The organism is Natronomonas sp. (genome assembly GCF_046483325.1).
Classification (GTDB): Archaea; Halobacteriota; Halobacteria; order Halobacteriales; family Haloarculaceae; genus Natronomonas.
This window is the reverse complement of the sequence record NZ_JAWODL010000051.1, coordinates 37,262-52,576: the sequence shown is the minus strand read 5'-3', so window position 1 is coordinate 52,576 and position 15,315 is coordinate 37,262. Positions and strand designations below refer to the sequence as shown.

Below are 15,315 nucleotides of genomic sequence, written 5' to 3'. Positions count from 1 at the left end.
AGCCACGGGCGGCTCATAGCAACGGTCTTGCTTCGGGTTCCGCAGGGACAAACGATGCCAGCAGACAGGACCCTCCCCTTCGGAGAACGGCTCGAATCTGCGACTGATCGCTACCTCGATCGGTTGGAGGATTGCGTCGCGACACTTCCCACGCTCGTTGAGGAATATACGATGGGTGCGGAGTATCAGCCGACCGTGGAGCGGATACAACACCTCGAAAGCGACTGTGACGGGATCAAACTGGAACTCGGAAAGCTCGTCACGACGGCGGACGGCAAGGACGTCGGAATCAGAATGACGTGGGTCCACCTCCATGCAGACCGGATGCTGGAACTCTACGGCCACCTCGATACGATCGCGAACGCCTCCGAGCAGTTCGCCGAAGAACTCGTCGCCATGTCCCCAAGACAGCAGAACGACTGTCTCGACGGACTAACGAGGATGTCAGAACTCGCCGCAGCGGCGATGCTCGAACTCGAGTACGTCGTTCGGGAGTTCGTCCGAACGCTGTGTCGCCCGGAGTACAGCACGTCGATCACCGGGGGCGTGAGCGCGATCCGCGCGCTCGAAGGTGAGGCCGACGCCGTTCGAAACCAGGTCCTCGAAGCGGCGTTCGACCGAGACAGCGACGCACATGCGGTCGCGTATCGACAACTCGCGGTCCTGTTGGACGGCGTCCTCGATGCGATGGAGGACGTGACCGATCAGATGCACCTCATGACCAGCCCCGACACGTGGTTCGATATCGAAATCTACCCCGAATACAGCTACTAATGGCTCAGGAGCGCTACGTTGTCCTCCTAGCAGCGATCATATCGGTGGGGCGTCGATAGCCGACAGGGTCCAGTGATGTCCGAGAAACACCCCCACACATCGACCGCTCGACGCTTCCCGGCGATCGCCCCGATACCGATCGCGACGGCCGAGACCTCGCCCGATATCGCCTACGTCGATCCGAATCTCGTCGTTCTGCTGTTTCTTTTCGGCTTTTGTCTGTTGTACGTCGCGATTCTCGTTGTGGATACGTTCTCGAGTTCAGAAAGTACGGGAGCGGATCAAGGGGAGTATTCGTGACCACGGTGGCCTGCGGATAGTCGACGAGGTCCAAGCTGGCTACGACCAACCGGCGGGATGTCGCGCGTCGGTCACGGCGGCGTCGTCGGGGCGGGCGACCCCTATGCCAACGCCGTGCGTTCCCGGTCGTCGCTGACCGTTCGTACGGGCCGATTCGATAACACACCATCGTTCGAACACCTATTCCAGGAATCGGCGTTCGAGGAGTGTGACGAGGAGATACGCGGCCAATTGCTCCGTCACAGTGTTACTATCGTACGGCGGGGACACTTCCATCATATCTGCTGCTTGAACCGAATCGTGGCTCCCAATCATTTCGATCGATGTAAGCGCCTGGTACGCCGATAGCCCTCCCGGTTCGGGAGTTCCGGTCCCGGGAGCGACGCTTGGATCGACACTATCGATATCAAACGTGACATAGACGGCATCAGCATCCGAGGCTGCGTCCTCGATCGCTCTCGATACCACGTCACTGATGCCGTTTTCATTCACGTCTCGCATCGTATACAGTGAAAGGCCCTTCTCCTCCGCGAACTCGTTGAACCCCGGGGCTTCGTATCCTCTGATCCCTACTTGACTCACGTGTTCGTAACCGCTGTATTCGGAGTTCGCGATGAGGGCAGTACTGGACCCATGAAATTGTTCGCCGAATATGGGGCTGTTCGTACTCGTATCCGAGTGAGCGTCGATTTGAACCAGGCCGACGGTATCGTAGTCCGCCCCCTCCGCGAATCCGATGAATGAGGGGGCTGTGCAGAAATGATCGCCGCCTAATACCACCGGGAACGTCTGGTCGGCAATGGCCGCTACGTGGGCTTCTATACTTTCGGCTGTACGCCCTTCGTCCATCGGGAAGACGGGGATATCCCCACAGTCGGCGATATCGAGATCCGAAAAGTCGACCTGATTCCCCGTCCGCATATTCGTCAACCCACCTTTATATCCGGACAGGTACGACCACCAGGCGCTGGCCTTCCGGATCGCAGTGGGGCCAAATCGCGCGCCGGGTCGATTGCTGACAGCCCCATCATACGGCGCTCCAATGACTGCTGCATCTAGGTCCGTTAAATCATCGAGCGCTCGGTATTCGCTTTTGAAGAAGGTGTTCAAGCCGGCGTACGCCAGTTCCGAGTTCGGAGTGATCTCCGCAACCCGCTCTTGGTAACTGGGGGTAGATCGCCCCATTATACCGCTCTCCTATCGATAGCGTCGAAGGCCGAGTCGTGATCCGATGTCCGGGGGGCGGTATCGTCGCTCGAACGTTCGAAGCGATCTTTGCGACATCCCGGTAAAGCTTCTGACACACACGCTTTCGTCGCCTCGTCGGGTGATCGCCCAACAGTGGGCGTCGGCTTTCTCGAGAAATCAGATACGCTACGGGTTTCGACGAGTGTATCGCCTTTCAAATCGTTTGCCATCATGGTATTCGTGAACGTTTTCAGGTGTACTGCACTGCTACCGGATACATGTAGGAAGAGCTCAATATAACACTTTGGCGCTGAATTACCGGTGATCCGGATGCAGCCGGGAACGGAGAACACCTGTGACGGGAAACGTAGGGCCATGAACTCGTGGCTCCCTTAGATCGAACCGAACCGGGTCGAGGGGATTTTGGCCCGGTCGGGGACTCGCGTCGCTCGCCTCGCGTGGGGTGCGTCTCCTAGTAGTGATTTCGCTCCTCACGCCCGTTCGTCGGAGAAATCACGGGCCGAGGGGGATTTGAACCCCCGACCGTCTGGTTAAGAGCCAGATGCTCTCCCTGGCTGAGCTATCGGCCCCGCGCTCGAACGTATCCGCGGTCGCGTGAAATAGGTTGCGTTCCCCGGTCCGGTGGGGACGCCGTGGCACGCCGGGAACCGTACGGTCGAATTAAGTGTCCGCCGCCCTTCGTCGTCGCTATCATGAGTACCGCCATCTCGATGGCGTCGATGTCGACGTACGCGATTCTCGGCTGCGGCAGCGTCGGCCACGCCGTCGCGGAGGAACTGGTCGAGGAGGGAAAGGACGTGCTCATCCTCGACCGAGATGAGGGTCGCGTCGAGGCGCTCAGAGATCAGGACCTCGACGCCCGCCGTGCGGATATACAAAATGAAGCGGCAGCCGAGGCTGTCGCCGACAGAGACGTCGTGCTGATCCTTTCGCCCGATATCGAGGCGAACGTTGCGGCCGTCGAGAACATCAATCGTCGGGAGGGCGATCGGTTTCTTATCGTTCGCGCGTCCGATCCCGTCACGGCCGACGAACTCAGAGGCGCAGGTGCCGACGTCGTGATAAATCCCTCGGTGGTCATTGCCGACTCGGCGCTCAGAGCGCTCGAACAGGGCGAACTCGAGTACAAAGCGAACCAACTCGCCGACATAATCGATCGAGGGGACTCGCTCGCGATCCTCGCACATCGCTCCCCCGGTCCGGATTCGATCGCGTCCGCGGTCGCGCTACAGGCCATCGCCGAGGCCCGTGGCGTCGAGGCGGACATCCTCTACGAGGGCGAGATCGGCCACCAGGAAAACCGCGCCTTCGTCAATCTCCTCGGCATCGAACTCGTCTCGCTCGCCGAGACCGATCTCGACGTCTACGACACGCTCGCGCTCGTCGACTGTGCGAAGGCGACCGAACCGGTCATCGACGGCGACGTGGACATCCTGATCGATCACTTCGAACCGGAAGTCGATTACGGGGCGTCGTTCGTCGATGTCCGATCGAACGTCTCCTCGACCTCGACGATCCTGACGAAGTACGTTCAGGAGTTCGATTTGAGCCTCTCGGAAGAAGTCGCGACTGCGCTTCTGTACGGGATTCGTGCGGAGACGCTCGATTTCAAGCGAGATACGACGCCAGCCGACCTGACCGCGGCGGCGTATCTGTACCCGTTCGCGAATCACGACACGCTCGAACAGGTCGAGTCTCCGTCGATGAGCCCCGAGACGCTCGACGTACTCGCCGAAGCGATCCGGAGTCGCGAGGTGAAAGGATCACATCTCGTTTCGAACGCCGGATTCATTCGCGATCGGGATGCGCTCTCGCAGGCCGCCCAACACCTGTTGAACCTCGAAGGTATCACGACTTCGGCGGTGTTCGCCATCGCCGACGATACGATCTACCTCGCGGCGCGCTCGAAGGATATCCGAATCAACATCGGGAACGTGCTACAGGACGCGTTCGCCGAGATTGGAGACGTTCGCGGCCACTCGACTGACGCCTCCGTCGAGATCCCGCTCGGGATCTTTACCGGACTGGAGATAACGGGCGATAACCGTGAGACACTGCTCCAACTCACCGAACAAGCGGTCCGCTCGAAGCTCTTCGAGGCGATGGGCGTCGAGGGCGGAAGCAGTAACGAAGGGTCGAACGGAAGTTAGGCGGCTGCCTCTTCGCTCTCCGGCTCTCTGAGTCGCTCGACGATGTCGTTGACGAGAACGATGTCGCCCACCGATCGGACCCACCGATACGGAACGATGACGCCTTCTCGGCCCGAGACGCGGCTACTGAACAGTTCCCGATTTATATCCCCCAGCGCGAGCCCGGTGACGACCTCGCGCTCCAAGTTCAGCCGGATGTCCTCGATTTCCCCGACGAATACGCCGTTGTTCGAATACACTTCCCGACCCACCAGTGACGTGATCTCCTGCGGTGCAGAGTCCGTGTCCATGCCGAACGGTCGTATGGATTCCCCTTAACTGTTGTCGGTGGGGATCGGTAGGCAACCCGCACACCCCCGAAGGAATTAATCCGGTCACGGACGTACGGCCAGTATGAGCGACTCAGACGATATTGAGAAGATCAGACAACAGAAGCGCGAAGAACTGGCTTCGAGAGCGGATTCTCCGGAATCCCCGATCGACGTACGGAGCGCTGCACACCTCGACGAGCTGCTGAGCGAGAACCGAATCGCGCTCGTGGACTTCTATGCGGATTGGTGTGGACCGTGCAAGATGCTCGCACCGACTGTCGACGAAGTCGCCGCCGAGACCGACGCCGCCGCGCTGAAAGTCGACATCGACGCGCACCAAGATCTGGCCGCCGAATACCAAGTCCAAGGCGTCCCGACGCTCTATCTGTTCGGCGACGGCGAAGTCAAAGAACGGATGGTCGGCGTCCAAGACAAGGGGACGCTGGTCCAGAAGATCGAGGCCATCGCCTGAGAAGCACGGCGCCTACTCGATCAACATCGCGTCGACGTCGGCGTAATCGTTGAGCAGCCGCCCCATTCGATCGACCGCCCTCCGGTCTCGCGTTCGGTGTGCCGTCACGACGGCCTCTGCCATATCGAGCGTCGTGATCGTATCCGTCTGCGCCAACAGAATCGGGACGCCCGCCGAGGCGGCGAGTCCCAACACGGCATCGGGCGGGCGAAATCCCCCGGTCAAGAGGATGCACTCGATCCCGGAGGCTTCCAGTGCGGCCGTCTGAACGTCGGTACGGTCACCGCCGGTTATCAACGCCGCGTCGCGAACTCTCCGGAACCGTTCGAGCGCTCAGTCGCCCTCCCCGTCGCCGCGGGTGACGGCAGGCGTGGATCGTTCGGTACTTGTCCGCTTTCGCTGAACGTCTGCTATCCGTCGTCGGGCACGGTTTCCCATCCCGACGGCGAGGTAGGCTGCGATGGCAACGAGTACGATCGTTCCGCCCGCGGCGACATCGTAGCGATACGAGAGCGTGACGCCGGCAACCGTCGCGAACTGTCCGACCGCGACCGCTGCCACGACGGAACGTTTGAATCCGCCCACTGCAGTCGTCGTCGCCACAGGTATCACCAGCATTGCGGCAACGAGGATGACGCCCATGATCTGCATCGCCCCGACGACGACGACCGCGGTCAACACCGCGAGCAGCCGGTTGTATCGTGCGACGTCGAGTCCGGCCGCACGGGCTCCCGTTTCGTCGAATGTTACGTAGAGCAGCGGCCGATACGCGATGATGACTGCGAAGACGACGACGACAGTCATCGCTAGCAAGATCCCGGCGTTCGTCCGCGAGACCGTCGCGAGCGATCCGAAGAGATACGCGTTGATCCCCACGGAGATCCCTCCATCGGTCGCCGTGATCAGCACGCTTCCGATCGCGAACGAGCCGGTCAAGACGATTGCGAGTGACGTGTCCCGATACGCGCCAGCGTAGTCGACGAGTACCTGAACGAGTAACGCAGCGACCGAGGCGACGACGAGCGCCACGAGCAGAGGCGGGACGGTCACCGCGAGTACCGCGTTCGCGAACAGTCCGGCGGCGACGCCAGCGAACGCCGAGTGTGCGAGCGTATCGCCGATCATCGCCATCTCGCGGTGAACGAGAAACGTCCCGACGAGCGGCCCGATGAGCGCGATGCAGATCGCGGCCAGGTAAGCTCGCTGCATGAACGGAAAGCCGAGCATCGAGATCCCCGTCAACTCAGCTACGATATCAAGACCGCGCCCCCAGAGACCGCTGAGAATCGTATCCAGTACCCTCTCGGCGGCTCCGACGACTGCATACGTCGGGGCGACCGTCGCGTCTGTAACTACGTTCGTGTACATCAGTGATCGTGGTGAACGACGCCCTGTGAGCCGCCGTAGGCGTCGGCGAGCGCGTCAGTTTCGACGAATCGTTCGGGGTCGCCATGAAAGAACAACTCCCTATTGAGACAGGCGATTTCGGAAGCGTGGGTGGTCACGACGCCGATGTCGTGCTCGATGAGAATGATCGTGAGCCCCTCGTCGTTGAGTCCGTGTAGAAGGTCGTAGAACGCCTCACGCGATTCCGCGTCTACGCCGACGGTCGGTTCGTCGAGCGCCAACAGATCCGCCTCGGAGGCGATCGCGCGGGCGATGAACACTCGCTGTCTCTGACCGCCCGAGAGGCGACCGACGCGTCGGGGCGCGAGATCCGTGATTCCGACTCGTTCCATCGCCTCGTCGACCGCCCTGTGGTCGTCGTCGCCGAATCGGCCGATCCATCGATGCGGATACCGACCCATTCGGACCGCCTCTCGGACCGTGATCGGCATCTCGCTCTGTGCGGCCGATACGTCCTGTGGGACGTACCCGATCCGTTCACCATCGGCGAACGAATGGGCGGGCTCCCGGAACAGTTTCACGGATCCACTATCGGGCCGGTGGAGCCCGATCATAAGTTTCAGGAGCGTCGTCTTCCCGGAGCCGTTCGGCCCGACGAGGCCGAGAAACTCCCCGTCGTCGACTTCGAGCGTCACTCGTTCGACGACCGGCTGTTCACCGTAGGCGAACGTTACGTCGTCGACCTCGACGGCTGCCATTATGTGTTCACTATTCGCTCTATCGTCGGAAGGTTAACGCTTTCCATCACGTCGAGATACCCCCAGTCGTCCGCCGCCCACTCGTCGGTCAGTCCGGGCATCGCGGTCAGCGGTAGCACCTCCTCGATGTCGGTCTCGGCGACCAGCTGTTCGGCCGCCTGCTGTGATTCTAGGGGATCCGCACAGATGTAGCGCAGATCGTGTGTCGAGATGATTTCCTGGGCGTTCTGTATGTCTTGGGGAGTCGGTATATCGTCGGGTGACACGCTGGTGAGCGCTTCGACGCGCACGTCGTATCGGTCCGAAAAGTAGCCGAACGAGTCGTGTCCTGCGATCAAGATAACGTCGTTGGATGCGTTCGCCACGATCGATTCGATCTCCCCGTGTAACTCGTCGAGTCGATCGCTGAAGGACTCGGCGTTCTCCGCGTACACGTCGGCGTTTTCCGGATCGACGTCGGTCAGTCCCTGGCGGACCGTTTCGACCGTATCCTTCATCCGAAGCGGGTCCATCCAGAAGTGTGGATCCATGCCCTCACCGTGTTCGTCGTCGTGTTCGTCGGTGTGGTCGTCGCCGTGTTCGTCGTCGTGGTCGTGGCCGTGTTCGTCGTCGGTGTGGTCGTCGCCGTGTTCGTCGGTGTGGTCGTCGCCGTGTTCGTCGTCGGTGTGGTCGTCGCCGTGTTCGTCGTCGTGGTCGTGGCCCGAATCTCCGGCCTCTATCAGCGAAATCCCCGCGCTCGCATCGATCGGAACCACGTCGGACCCATCCGCTTCGAGGTCATGCTTGATGGTATCGACCCACGGTTGGAAGCCCTCCATACCGTGGACGAATAGATCCGCCTCGTGAATCTCCTCGCGTACGCTCGGTCCGGGTTCCCAGCCGTGGCCGTGCTGGCCGACCGGGACGAGGAGCTCTGCGTCTGCGGCACTCCCTGCGATCCGGGACGCAACATCTCCGAAGACGAAAAATGAGGACCGTGCCGTCGTCGTGTCAGCCGTGTTTGAGTCCGCGTTCTGTCCGATCGAACCGTCGACACAGCCGGCGAGCCCGCCGATCCCGGCAACTGCCGTTCCGGTGGTTAGCAGCCGTCGTCTGGTTAGCTCCATCATCTGATTATCAAATTAGTCTGTAGTTATAATAAGTTTACCATTACATGAAACATTTTAATAACAACTACTGATACGGAGGTCTACTTTAATAATATGCTCCCGGCTCGTTGGCCCCCCTCGACAGCGGCTCACTCCCGAACGTCGGTCAGCGGCGCGCCGGCGAGTTCCGAAAGCGTCCGTGGATCGATCGGGAATACTGCCGTCGGGGTGCCCGCCGCGGCCCACACGGTCTCGAATTCGGCGAGCGTTTCGTCCATGTACACCGGTACATCAGTGTCGTGACAGAACGGCGGGACGCCGCCGATAGACCAGCCGAGCGCCCCCTTTATTGCGTCCGCCTCGGCCATCGAAACGTCTGATTCGTCGGCGTCGACGAGTGATGCGATCTTCGCCATGCTGACGCGGTTTGCGCCGCTCGTGATGGAGACGACCAGTCCGTCACCGGTCGAGAGGACGATACCACTCGCGATCTGTTCGACGGAACAACCGACCGCCTCGGCCGCGTCGGCCGCCGTCTTCGTCCCTTCGGGAAACTCTTTGACGTCGACGTCGAACCCGTACTCCGCTTTGGCCGTTCGCTTGAATTCCTCTGCTCGCGGGTGCATACCGTCGGATGTGCCGCCCTCGCGCTTCAAAATCACGGTTTCGTCGACGATTCTCGATCGGATAATCTTCCGGAGAGATCTCTGAGTGCGCGGTCCCCACCACTCGAAAGTGGAGGTCCGTGGCCCATACATGCGGCCTCGAAGCGCTCCTCCGCGATTCGGGCGACGCTGTCGGCGATTCGCTTCGTGTCGTACGAGTCGACCCACGGCGGGGAAACGAACCCTTTTGACGTGTTCCACACCAGATCGCCGAGCATCACCACGTCCAGACCCGCGTGAAGGAACACGGTGTGTCCCGGATTGTGGCCAGGCGTGTGAAACGCACGAAACCCACCGATTCGGTCGTCGTCGTGGACGGCTCTGAGATCCACACCCGACAGCGAGTAGACCCGTCTCACAGCCCGGTGAAACGCACCCTTGTGATGGCTCCACGGTGGCGACCACGTTCGGCGGACGAGACGCCGATCAAGGGCACCGAGGTAGACCGGGACATCGAGATCGATCCGGCCCAGTCCCCCGACGTGATCTATATCGTAGTGCGTCAAAAGTACTCGATCGATATCCGAGAGTTCATAACCGGCGTCGCTTATCTCACCGGCCATCGAACGACGCGGGATCGGAACTCCCGCGTCGACGAGCGTTACCGCTCCGTCGTCGACGAGGTACGCGTTCGCCCCGATCGGCTCGGGCCACGCGATCTCGAGTAGCATGACGCCGTCCGTAACCCGCCGGGCCATGTCTTTCGTTTCCCGCCAACCCTCTTCACGGTGACGTGTCTGTCCTATCAGTCACGGACCACGGTCACAGAACAGGGTGCGCGCCGGATCACGGTCTCGGCGACGCTTCCGAGCAACAGTCGTCGAACGCCGCTTCGACCCGTACTCCCCATGACGATGTGATCGATGTCGTGTTCTTCGGCGTACGAATTGATGGTTTTTGCCGCGTGACCTTCCGTCGAATGCGTCGTTACTTTTCCACCGTGTTCGTCTGCGATCTCCGTCGCCCTGGCGAGAACCCCTTCGGACTCCGAGACCGCGTGATCGAGACCCGAGGTCGTCGGGTCGTCAGGAATTTTTGTTATCTGAATGACGTTCAATACGTGGATCGTATCCGTCGGAAACATATCTAACGCCTTCTCGAGCGCTTTCTCTGCGTCGGGTGAGCCGTCCATAGGAACGAGGATATCGGCCATACCTAAATAAAGGGACGCACACACGAAAAGCATCCGTTACATATTGGACGGGCCACACTTGTTTTCGTCACTTCCAATCAGACGATGGGGGTTTGGTTCATCGGAACGGATGCATGCGGTATCGTCGACGGATCCTGCGTGGTGAAAGCGAGGGTGGTTTCGGATGAAAACCGTCCGTGCCGTCTCCGCAACCGGTCCGGCGAAAGCGAGTACCTCCACGGATAATATCAACACTACCGGTCGGGATCCCTTATCGACACCCCGGCTGATCGTAGGTGGTTGCCAACAGACACATATGCGTCGAGAATGCACACTACACCGAATGAGACGAAGAGAAATCATCGCGGCCGCAGGCGGTGTCGCCCTTTCGGCGGTTGCTGGATGTCTCGGTGCTGCCGGATTGGACGAGCACGAAGCGGCGCCAGCCGGCGTCGACCCGAGCGTCCGCGAGTCGACCGGATACGAACGGACGAACGTCGAGGAGTTGGTCGTCCGGGAGACGGTCGGGGCGGCCGGCGTCTCGGAGGAAATCGTCGTGACGAACTACCTCACGGAACACGAGAAGTCGGTCAGTTTCGGGCCGCTCGGCAGCGTCCGAGCAGCGGCGTTCGTCGTTCTCACGTCTCCACAGATATCGATCGCCGGTCGGGGGTTCAATCCGATCGCGGAGATGTCCACGGGGGAGCTGGTCGATTTGCTCGGAGCCGAGTTTGAAGGAATTAACGAGGTTGAACACGTCTCGGACGGCGAGGTCACGATTCTCGAACAGGAGACGGTCGAATCGATCTTCGAGGGAGAGGCCGAGGTCGAAGGTATGACTGTAGACGTGAATATTCACATCACTGAAAGCGTTCAGACGACCAACGACCACCTCACCACGGTTGGTGTGTATCCAACGCAGATTCGAGGATCCGAGGAGGAGAACATTCGCTCTCTGATGGGTGCAGTCGTCGAAGAACCCAACTGATCGAGACCCGCTCGACGGACCACCTACGTCGTCGACTCGAACTTCAGCGGTCCTGGATATACTCTGGCATGAATTCCTCCAACAGTTGCTCTGCGATCCCCGAGAGGTGAACCTGTCCGAACGCTGCGACGGCGAGTGCACCGAGAGAATTGAACATGAGATCACGTACCGTATCGTCGAGACCGTACTGTGCGAGCGGCATCGCAATCCCAGTTTCGTCGCGGACGAGATCGAGACCGAACTCGAATAGCTCCCAGATCACGCCGAAAGAGAGGACGATCACGAGTAAGTAGATAAAGTAAAACTGCCGGGGGAGGTAGATCCGTTCGCTGTGAATGTCGACCGCTCGGGCGAACGTGTAGCCGACGCCGGCGATCAGGGAGGCCGACATCGCGTGCGTCAAGTGGTCCCACCAATCGAGTTGTGCGTAGAGCGCAGCCGATCCCATCGTGTGTAAGAAGACGGCGAGTGTGATCCAAAGCCCCAACCACGGATCGAGCGGACGCTTGTAATTCCGTTCCATGAGCGCCGGGACGAACGTGATCAAAAGCGAGATAACTCCGTTGGTGATCGCTTTCGGCTCACCCGCGAGCAATCCGTAGACGACGAGTCCGACAAGGAGCACCTGCATACCGCGAGTGAGCCGTCGCTGATTGCGAACCGACGGTCTGGGAAGCAGCGTCATCGACGGATCACCCGTCGGAGACGCCGGCCCAGCAGTCGCCCGCGCCGTTTGAAGTACGCATCGAAGAGAAGCCCCGCAGCGATTCCGGCGAGCGTCACCCAGACGAACTCGGCCATGAGTATCGCGTTTGCTTCCTCGCCGGTGATCCCCGGAGTCGAAAGGAATTCAGTTCCGAGCAACCGGTCGGCGTTCCACCGTATGACCGCCCATGCCGCCGCCGAAGCGAGCGTCGCCATCACGACGAACACGACGGCAAACCAATGGGTCATGCGCATTCGGGTGAACATATGTAATTCGACGGTGACGATGAGCGCCAAACCGGCGATCGACAGGTAGTAAGCGAACGTCCCGAGTTCACCGCCGAAGAGCCCTCGAACCAAAACGGGCGCGAGCGCGAGGAGCAGGACCTCCCAGGGGAGCATCACTCGCCAATCTCTATACGCGATCGGCGGAATGACCACGATGAGCCCGGTCGTCGTCACGAAGAGGATCCAGAGACGGTCGAAATCGAGGACGCTTTCGACGAGAACGAGGCCCAGAATGCCGACGAAAGGCCACGCGATGAGCGCGTTCGCCCGGCCGCTACGAAACAACGCCGCGAGCAGGTCGTCCGGTTCAGCGGGTGGTTTCGTCCGCGTTTCCCCGGGTGAGTCTCGATCCGACGCCGCGTCCCCTTTCATGTGTCTGTACCAGTGCTGTGAGGACGTTAAACCTCGGTAGTTGCGTTGAAGCGACCACGAGGACGGTTCAATACCTATCCTCACCTCTCAAATCACAACGTTAAACTAAGTGTATGTTGAATAAACTGATACGATGGTAGATAAAGACGAGCTCCGACAGCAGTTCACCGAGGCGTTCGAGGGTGCCGAGTACCCTGTTAACAGCCCGATGGACCTCCTCCCTGCCCTGCCGCAGGGTCCCGGAACGAAGTTCGAATCCGGCGACTTCTCGATGACGGCGATGGAACTCAACGCCAAAGCAGGCGGCAGCCAGGACTTCCCGTACGAGTCCGTGGAAGAACTCGTCGACGACCTCATCGCCGGCCTCGAAGATCAAGAGTTGATCTAACGCCCCCGTCGACACCGGTAGCGTTTTGCTCGTATGGAACCCACGGCCACAAGATAGCCGATGCGACGGAACACGTTCGTGAAACTCTCAGCGCTCGCGTTCGGACTCGTGGCGCTGAGTTTCGTAATCCGCGGCTTTTCGAGGCTCGTCGTTTCACCCCAAACGGCCGCGATGATTTCGGCACCGACGATGCTCGCCGGCGGTGCGCTTATCATCTTTCTGACGTTTCGGTCGGTGGCTGCGGTATCCGGACTCCGGCCGCTCGAATAGCTCCTATCGCTTCACTCACGCCTCGGCTTCGGTCGCCGGCGTCGTCTCGATCAACCGTGCGATCTCTTTCGGGAGGCTCTGCTCGCCGTTCGGGGTCCGCACGGTTACGAGACCGAACGGGGCGACTTCGAGGACCTCGATCTCGGTACCCGGTTCGATACCGGCGTCCGAGAGATATCGGAGTTCTTCGTCGCCTTGGTGGCGGATGCGTCTGACGATGGCTCGGTCCCCCTCGGATGCGTCCGAGAGCCGCGAACGTCCCGTCTCCTCGGGGAGTTTGAGGTCGGCATCGGGTATCGGATCGCCGTGTGGGTCCACGCCTGGATTGTCGAGTGCGTCCGCTATCCGCGCCGTCAGCTCCTCGGAGACGTGGTGTTCGAGCCGGTCGGCCTCCTCGTGAACGTCTGCCCAGTCGTAATCGAGATGTTCGGTCAAATACGACTCAAGCAGGCGGTGATGGCGGAGTATTTCGAGGGCGACGACCTCACCTTCCTCGGTGAGCGTCACGCCACGATACTCCTCACGGTCTACGAGCCCACGCTCTTCGAGTTTCTTCACCATACTGGAGACCGTCGGGGAGGTGACGCCCAGATACTCGGCAAGCTCCGACGTTCCGACACGCTCACCGGTATCGTTCCCGATCGCGTATATCGCTTTGATGTAATCCTCCATGACGGCGCTCAACATTGCGACCGGATAGGCGACGGGAAGGGAAAGTATTTTTCGTCATCGACGGTCCCGAACTGCGGTGGCTGGAAGGAAACCGCTTTGCACACTGCGATGTAATCCCGATCATGAACGTGAGAGCTGTTGCCGACCTATCGCCTGATGAACGGGCGGCGTTTTTCGACCGCGACGCGGGCGTTGACGACGCTCGGACGACGGTGCGAGAGATACTCTCGAGCGTCCGCGACGAGGGTGACGTTGCCCTTCGCTCGTATGCCAGTGAGTTTGACGACGTGACTGTCGGCAATCTCGACGTCACCGACGACGCCGAACGCGCGTACGACCGCGTCGATACCGAAGTTCGCGACGCGATCGAAGCGGCGGTGGAAAACATCCGCGCGTTCCACGAACGGCAGGTCCCCGACGACTGGCGCGAATCGTTCGATGGCCGCGAACTCGGACGTCGGTACCGGCCGATCTCCCGCGTCGGCGTCTACGCACCCGGCGGCACGGCAGCCTACCCATCCAGCGTCTTGATGGGCGTGATCCCCGCGAAAGTCGCGGGCGTCGATCACGTCGCCGTCGCGACGCCTCCGGCGGAAGACCTCAACCCAGCGACCCTGGCGGCTGCACACGTCGCGGGCGCTGACGCTGTCTATCAGGTCGGCGGCGCGCAGGCGGTCGCGGCGCTGGCGTACGGAACGGAGACGATCTCGTCCGTCGAGAAGATCGTCGGTCCCGGGAACAAGTGGGTCACGGCGGCGAAAGCCGAGGTTCGCGGCGACGTCGAGATCGACTTTTTGGCCGGGCCCTCGGAACTGCTCGTCGTCTGCGACGATACAGCCGACCCCGATCTCGTCGCAGCGGACATGCTGGCGCAGGCCGAGCACGATCCGAACGCGTCCGTCGTCTGCGTGACCGACGACGACGAAACCGCTGAGGCGGTGGCAACGGCTTGTGAAGAACAATTGACGGAACGCGTCAGATCCGAGATCATCGAGGCGGCTCTCGACAGCGATGCGTCGGGCGTCCTTTCGGCCAGATCGATGTCGGAAGCCGTTCTCTTCGCGGAGGAGTACGCCGCCGAACACCTCTCGATCGTCGCCGAAGACGACGAGGAACTGTTGAGTCGAATCGATTCCGCCGGAAGCGTCTTTCTCGGTGACATGGCTCCGGTCGCGGCCGGCGATTACGCCTCGGGGCCTAACCACGTGCTCCCGACTGGTGGCTTGGCGAAAGTCGCCGGTGGATTGTCTGTCGACCACTTCCTGCGCTCGACGACGGTGCAGAAACTCGACTGGGACGCACTCGCTGACATTCGATCCACGGTGACGACGCTCGCCCGAACCGAGGGCCTCGAAGCTCACGCCGAGAGCGTCGAGAAGCGGTTCGAGTGAACCACGGGGCAGCCAGTTGTTAAGAGGCCGGCCGT

At 60.8% G+C, this 15,315-nt stretch carries 19 protein-coding genes, 1 tRNA gene and 1 pseudogene; 8 read left to right on the top strand and 13 right to left on the bottom strand.

What is annotated here, in order from left to right; all coding sequences use genetic code 11:
* Positions 1 to 54: 54 nt before the first annotated feature.
* Together R6U53_RS14705 and R6U53_RS14700 are read left to right on the top strand one after the other, a co-directional pair.
* Positions 55 to 774: a DUF47 domain-containing protein gene (locus tag R6U53_RS14705; RefSeq protein WP_410323125.1), complete on the top strand. Its 720-nt coding sequence runs from the start codon at positions 55 to 57 to the stop codon at positions 772 to 774.
* A 75-nt stretch (positions 775 to 849) separates the two neighbouring features.
* The gene (locus R6U53_RS14700; protein WP_410323124.1) at positions 850 to 1,074 is read left to right on the top strand and encodes a hypothetical protein; all 225 of its coding nucleotides are present in this window, start codon (positions 850 to 852) and stop codon (positions 1,072 to 1,074) included.
* Positions 1,075 to 1,254: 180 nt separating this feature from the next.
* On the opposite strand, the gene R6U53_RS14695 is transcribed toward R6U53_RS14700, so the two are convergent.
* On the bottom strand, positions 1,255 to 2,259 hold the full coding sequence (locus tag R6U53_RS14695; protein WP_410323123.1) for an agmatinase family protein: 1,005 nt from the start codon (positions 2,257 to 2,259) through the stop codon (positions 1,255 to 1,257).
* A gap of 519 nt (positions 2,260 to 2,778) precedes the next feature.
* A tRNA-Lys gene (locus tag R6U53_RS14690) sits at positions 2,779 to 2,852 on the bottom strand.
* Between the two features lie 123 nt (positions 2,853 to 2,975).
* Here R6U53_RS14690 and R6U53_RS14685 point away from each other — a divergent pair.
* Positions 2,976 to 4,433 carry a DHH family phosphoesterase gene (locus R6U53_RS14685; RefSeq protein WP_410323122.1) on the top strand — a complete coding sequence of 486 codons (1,458 nt, stop codon included), beginning with the start codon at positions 2,976 to 2,978 and terminating at the stop codon, positions 4,431 to 4,433.
* Here R6U53_RS14685 and R6U53_RS14680 read toward each other — a convergent pair.
* On the bottom strand, positions 4,430 to 4,723 hold the full coding sequence (locus tag R6U53_RS14680; protein WP_410323121.1) for a PRC-barrel domain-containing protein: 294 nt from the start codon (positions 4,721 to 4,723) through the stop codon (positions 4,430 to 4,432). The two genes, R6U53_RS14685 and R6U53_RS14680, sit on opposite strands and share 4 nt — an antisense overlap.
* A gap of 103 nt (positions 4,724 to 4,826) precedes the next feature.
* Here R6U53_RS14680 and trxA point away from each other — a divergent pair, with 103 nt between their 5' ends.
* Positions 4,827 to 5,216, top strand: coding sequence for a thioredoxin (gene trxA / locus R6U53_RS14675; RefSeq protein WP_410323120.1), 390 nt, complete (start codon positions 4,827 to 4,829; stop codon positions 5,214 to 5,216).
* A gap of 12 nt (positions 5,217 to 5,228) precedes the next feature.
* Here the strand turns inward: trxA and R6U53_RS14670 are convergent.
* The 7 genes and pseudogenes from R6U53_RS14670 to R6U53_RS14640 form a co-directional block, all read right to left on the bottom strand.
* Positions 5,229 to 5,549, bottom strand: a pseudogene (locus tag R6U53_RS14670) (DRTGG domain-containing protein); the annotation flags it as partial.
* Positions 5,550 to 6,584, bottom strand: coding sequence for a metal ABC transporter permease (locus tag R6U53_RS14665; protein ID WP_410323119.1), 1,035 nt, complete (start codon positions 6,582 to 6,584; stop codon positions 5,550 to 5,552). It abuts the pseudogene before it with no gap.
* Positions 6,584 to 7,321, bottom strand: coding sequence for a metal ABC transporter ATP-binding protein (locus tag R6U53_RS14660; protein WP_410323118.1), 738 nt, complete (start codon positions 7,319 to 7,321; stop codon positions 6,584 to 6,586). The genes R6U53_RS14665 and R6U53_RS14660 overlap by 1 nt, the downstream gene beginning before the upstream one ends.
* Positions 7,321 to 8,427, bottom strand: coding sequence for a metal ABC transporter substrate-binding protein (locus tag R6U53_RS14655; protein WP_410323117.1), 1,107 nt, complete (start codon positions 8,425 to 8,427; stop codon positions 7,321 to 7,323). The genes R6U53_RS14660 and R6U53_RS14655 overlap by 1 nt, the downstream gene beginning before the upstream one ends.
* A 131-nt stretch (positions 8,428 to 8,558) precedes the next feature.
* Positions 8,559 to 9,035 carry a YbaK/EbsC family protein gene (locus R6U53_RS14650; RefSeq protein WP_410323116.1) on the bottom strand — a complete coding sequence of 159 codons (477 nt, stop codon included), beginning with the start codon at positions 9,033 to 9,035 and terminating at the stop codon, positions 8,559 to 8,561.
* 32 nt (positions 9,036 to 9,067) lie between these two features.
* Positions 9,068 to 9,772: an MBL fold metallo-hydrolase gene (locus tag R6U53_RS14645; protein ID WP_410323115.1), complete on the bottom strand. Its 705-nt coding sequence runs from the start codon at positions 9,770 to 9,772 to the stop codon at positions 9,068 to 9,070.
* Positions 9,773 to 9,819: 47 nt separating this feature from the next.
* Complete coding sequence (locus R6U53_RS14640) at positions 9,820 to 10,227, bottom strand: universal stress protein (protein WP_410323114.1); 408 nt, start codon at positions 10,225 to 10,227, stop codon at positions 9,820 to 9,822.
* A gap of 322 nt (positions 10,228 to 10,549) precedes the next feature.
* Between R6U53_RS14640 and R6U53_RS14635 the strand changes: the two genes are divergently transcribed.
* Entirely contained in the window at positions 10,550 to 11,194 is a 645-nt protein-coding gene (locus R6U53_RS14635; protein WP_410323113.1) for a DUF6517 family protein, read from the top strand.
* Between the two features lie 43 nt (positions 11,195 to 11,237).
* Here the strand turns inward: R6U53_RS14635 and R6U53_RS14630 are convergent, their stop codons facing one another.
* The gene (locus R6U53_RS14630; protein ID WP_410323112.1) at positions 11,238 to 11,825 is read right to left on the bottom strand and encodes a hypothetical protein; all 588 of its coding nucleotides are present in this window, start codon (positions 11,823 to 11,825) and stop codon (positions 11,238 to 11,240) included.
* A gap of 50 nt (positions 11,826 to 11,875) precedes the next feature.
* On the bottom strand, positions 11,876 to 12,559 hold the full coding sequence (locus R6U53_RS14625; RefSeq protein WP_410323111.1) for a hypothetical protein: 684 nt from the start codon (positions 12,557 to 12,559) through the stop codon (positions 11,876 to 11,878).
* 133 nt (positions 12,560 to 12,692) lie between these two features.
* On the opposite strand from R6U53_RS14625, the gene R6U53_RS14620 reads away from it, so the two are divergent.
* Positions 12,693 to 12,947, top strand: coding sequence for an MTH865 family protein (locus tag R6U53_RS14620; RefSeq protein ID WP_410323110.1), 255 nt, complete (start codon positions 12,693 to 12,695; stop codon positions 12,945 to 12,947).
* 78 nt (positions 12,948 to 13,025) lie between these two features.
* Positions 13,026 to 13,217 (top strand): hypothetical protein, encoded by a 192-nt coding sequence (locus tag R6U53_RS14615; RefSeq protein ID WP_410323109.1) that lies wholly within the window; start codon positions 13,026 to 13,028, stop codon positions 13,215 to 13,217.
* Between the two features lie 15 nt (positions 13,218 to 13,232).
* On the opposite strand, the gene R6U53_RS14610 is transcribed toward R6U53_RS14615, so the two are convergent.
* On the bottom strand, positions 13,233 to 13,904 hold the full coding sequence (locus R6U53_RS14610) for a metal-dependent transcriptional regulator (RefSeq protein WP_410323108.1): 672 nt from the start codon (positions 13,902 to 13,904) through the stop codon (positions 13,233 to 13,235).
* Positions 13,905 to 14,011: 107 nt separating this feature from the next.
* On the opposite strand from R6U53_RS14610, the gene hisD reads away from it, so the two are divergent.
* Positions 14,012 to 15,280 carry a histidinol dehydrogenase gene (hisD, locus tag R6U53_RS14605; protein ID WP_410323107.1) on the top strand — a complete coding sequence of 423 codons (1,269 nt, stop codon included), beginning with the start codon at positions 14,012 to 14,014 and terminating at the stop codon, positions 15,278 to 15,280.
* Positions 15,281 to 15,315: the final 35 nt, after the last annotated feature.

Excerpts from the sequence above, each read along its gene's own strand:
- R6U53_RS14705 (WP_410323125.1), top strand. The coding sequence starts at position 55 with ATGCCAGCAGACAGGACCCTCCCCTTCGGAGAACGGCTCGAATCTGCG.
- R6U53_RS14700 (WP_410323124.1), top strand. The coding sequence starts at position 850 with ATGTCCGAGAAACACCCCCACACATCGACCGCTCGACGCTTCCCGGCG.
- R6U53_RS14695 (WP_410323123.1), bottom strand. The coding sequence starts at position 2,259 with ATGGGGCGATCTACCCCCAGTTACCAAGAGCGGGTTGCGGAGATCACT.
- R6U53_RS14685 (WP_410323122.1), top strand. The coding sequence starts at position 2,976 with ATGAGTACCGCCATCTCGATGGCGTCGATGTCGACGTACGCGATTCTC.
- R6U53_RS14680 (WP_410323121.1), bottom strand. The coding sequence starts at position 4,723 with ATGGACACGGACTCTGCACCGCAGGAGATCACGTCACTGGTGGGTCGG.
- trxA (WP_410323120.1), top strand. The coding sequence starts at position 4,827 with ATGAGCGACTCAGACGATATTGAGAAGATCAGACAACAGAAGCGCGAA.
- R6U53_RS14665 (WP_410323119.1), bottom strand. The coding sequence starts at position 6,584 with ATGTACACGAACGTAGTTACAGACGCGACGGTCGCCCCGACGTATGCA.
- R6U53_RS14660 (WP_410323118.1), bottom strand. The coding sequence starts at position 7,321 with ATGGCAGCCGTCGAGGTCGACGACGTAACGTTCGCCTACGGTGAACAG.
- R6U53_RS14655 (WP_410323117.1), bottom strand. The coding sequence starts at position 8,427 with ATGGAGCTAACCAGACGACGGCTGCTAACCACCGGAACGGCAGTTGCC.
- R6U53_RS14650 (WP_410323116.1), bottom strand. The coding sequence starts at position 9,035 with ATGCACCCGCGAGCAGAGGAATTCAAGCGAACGGCCAAAGCGGAGTAC.
- R6U53_RS14645 (WP_410323115.1), bottom strand. The coding sequence starts at position 9,772 with ATGGCCCGGCGGGTTACGGACGGCGTCATGCTACTCGAGATCGCGTGG.
- R6U53_RS14640 (WP_410323114.1), bottom strand. The coding sequence starts at position 10,227 with ATGGCCGATATCCTCGTTCCTATGGACGGCTCACCCGACGCAGAGAAA.
- R6U53_RS14635 (WP_410323113.1), top strand. The coding sequence starts at position 10,550 with ATGAGACGAAGAGAAATCATCGCGGCCGCAGGCGGTGTCGCCCTTTCG.
- R6U53_RS14630 (WP_410323112.1), bottom strand. The coding sequence starts at position 11,825 with ATGCAGGTGCTCCTTGTCGGACTCGTCGTCTACGGATTGCTCGCGGGT.
- R6U53_RS14625 (WP_410323111.1), bottom strand. The coding sequence starts at position 12,559 with ATGAAAGGGGACGCGGCGTCGGATCGAGACTCACCCGGGGAAACGCGG.
- R6U53_RS14620 (WP_410323110.1), top strand. The coding sequence starts at position 12,693 with ATGGTAGATAAAGACGAGCTCCGACAGCAGTTCACCGAGGCGTTCGAG.
- R6U53_RS14610 (WP_410323108.1), bottom strand. The coding sequence starts at position 13,904 with ATGTTGAGCGCCGTCATGGAGGATTACATCAAAGCGATATACGCGATC.
- hisD (WP_410323107.1), top strand. The coding sequence starts at position 14,012 with ATGAACGTGAGAGCTGTTGCCGACCTATCGCCTGATGAACGGGCGGCG.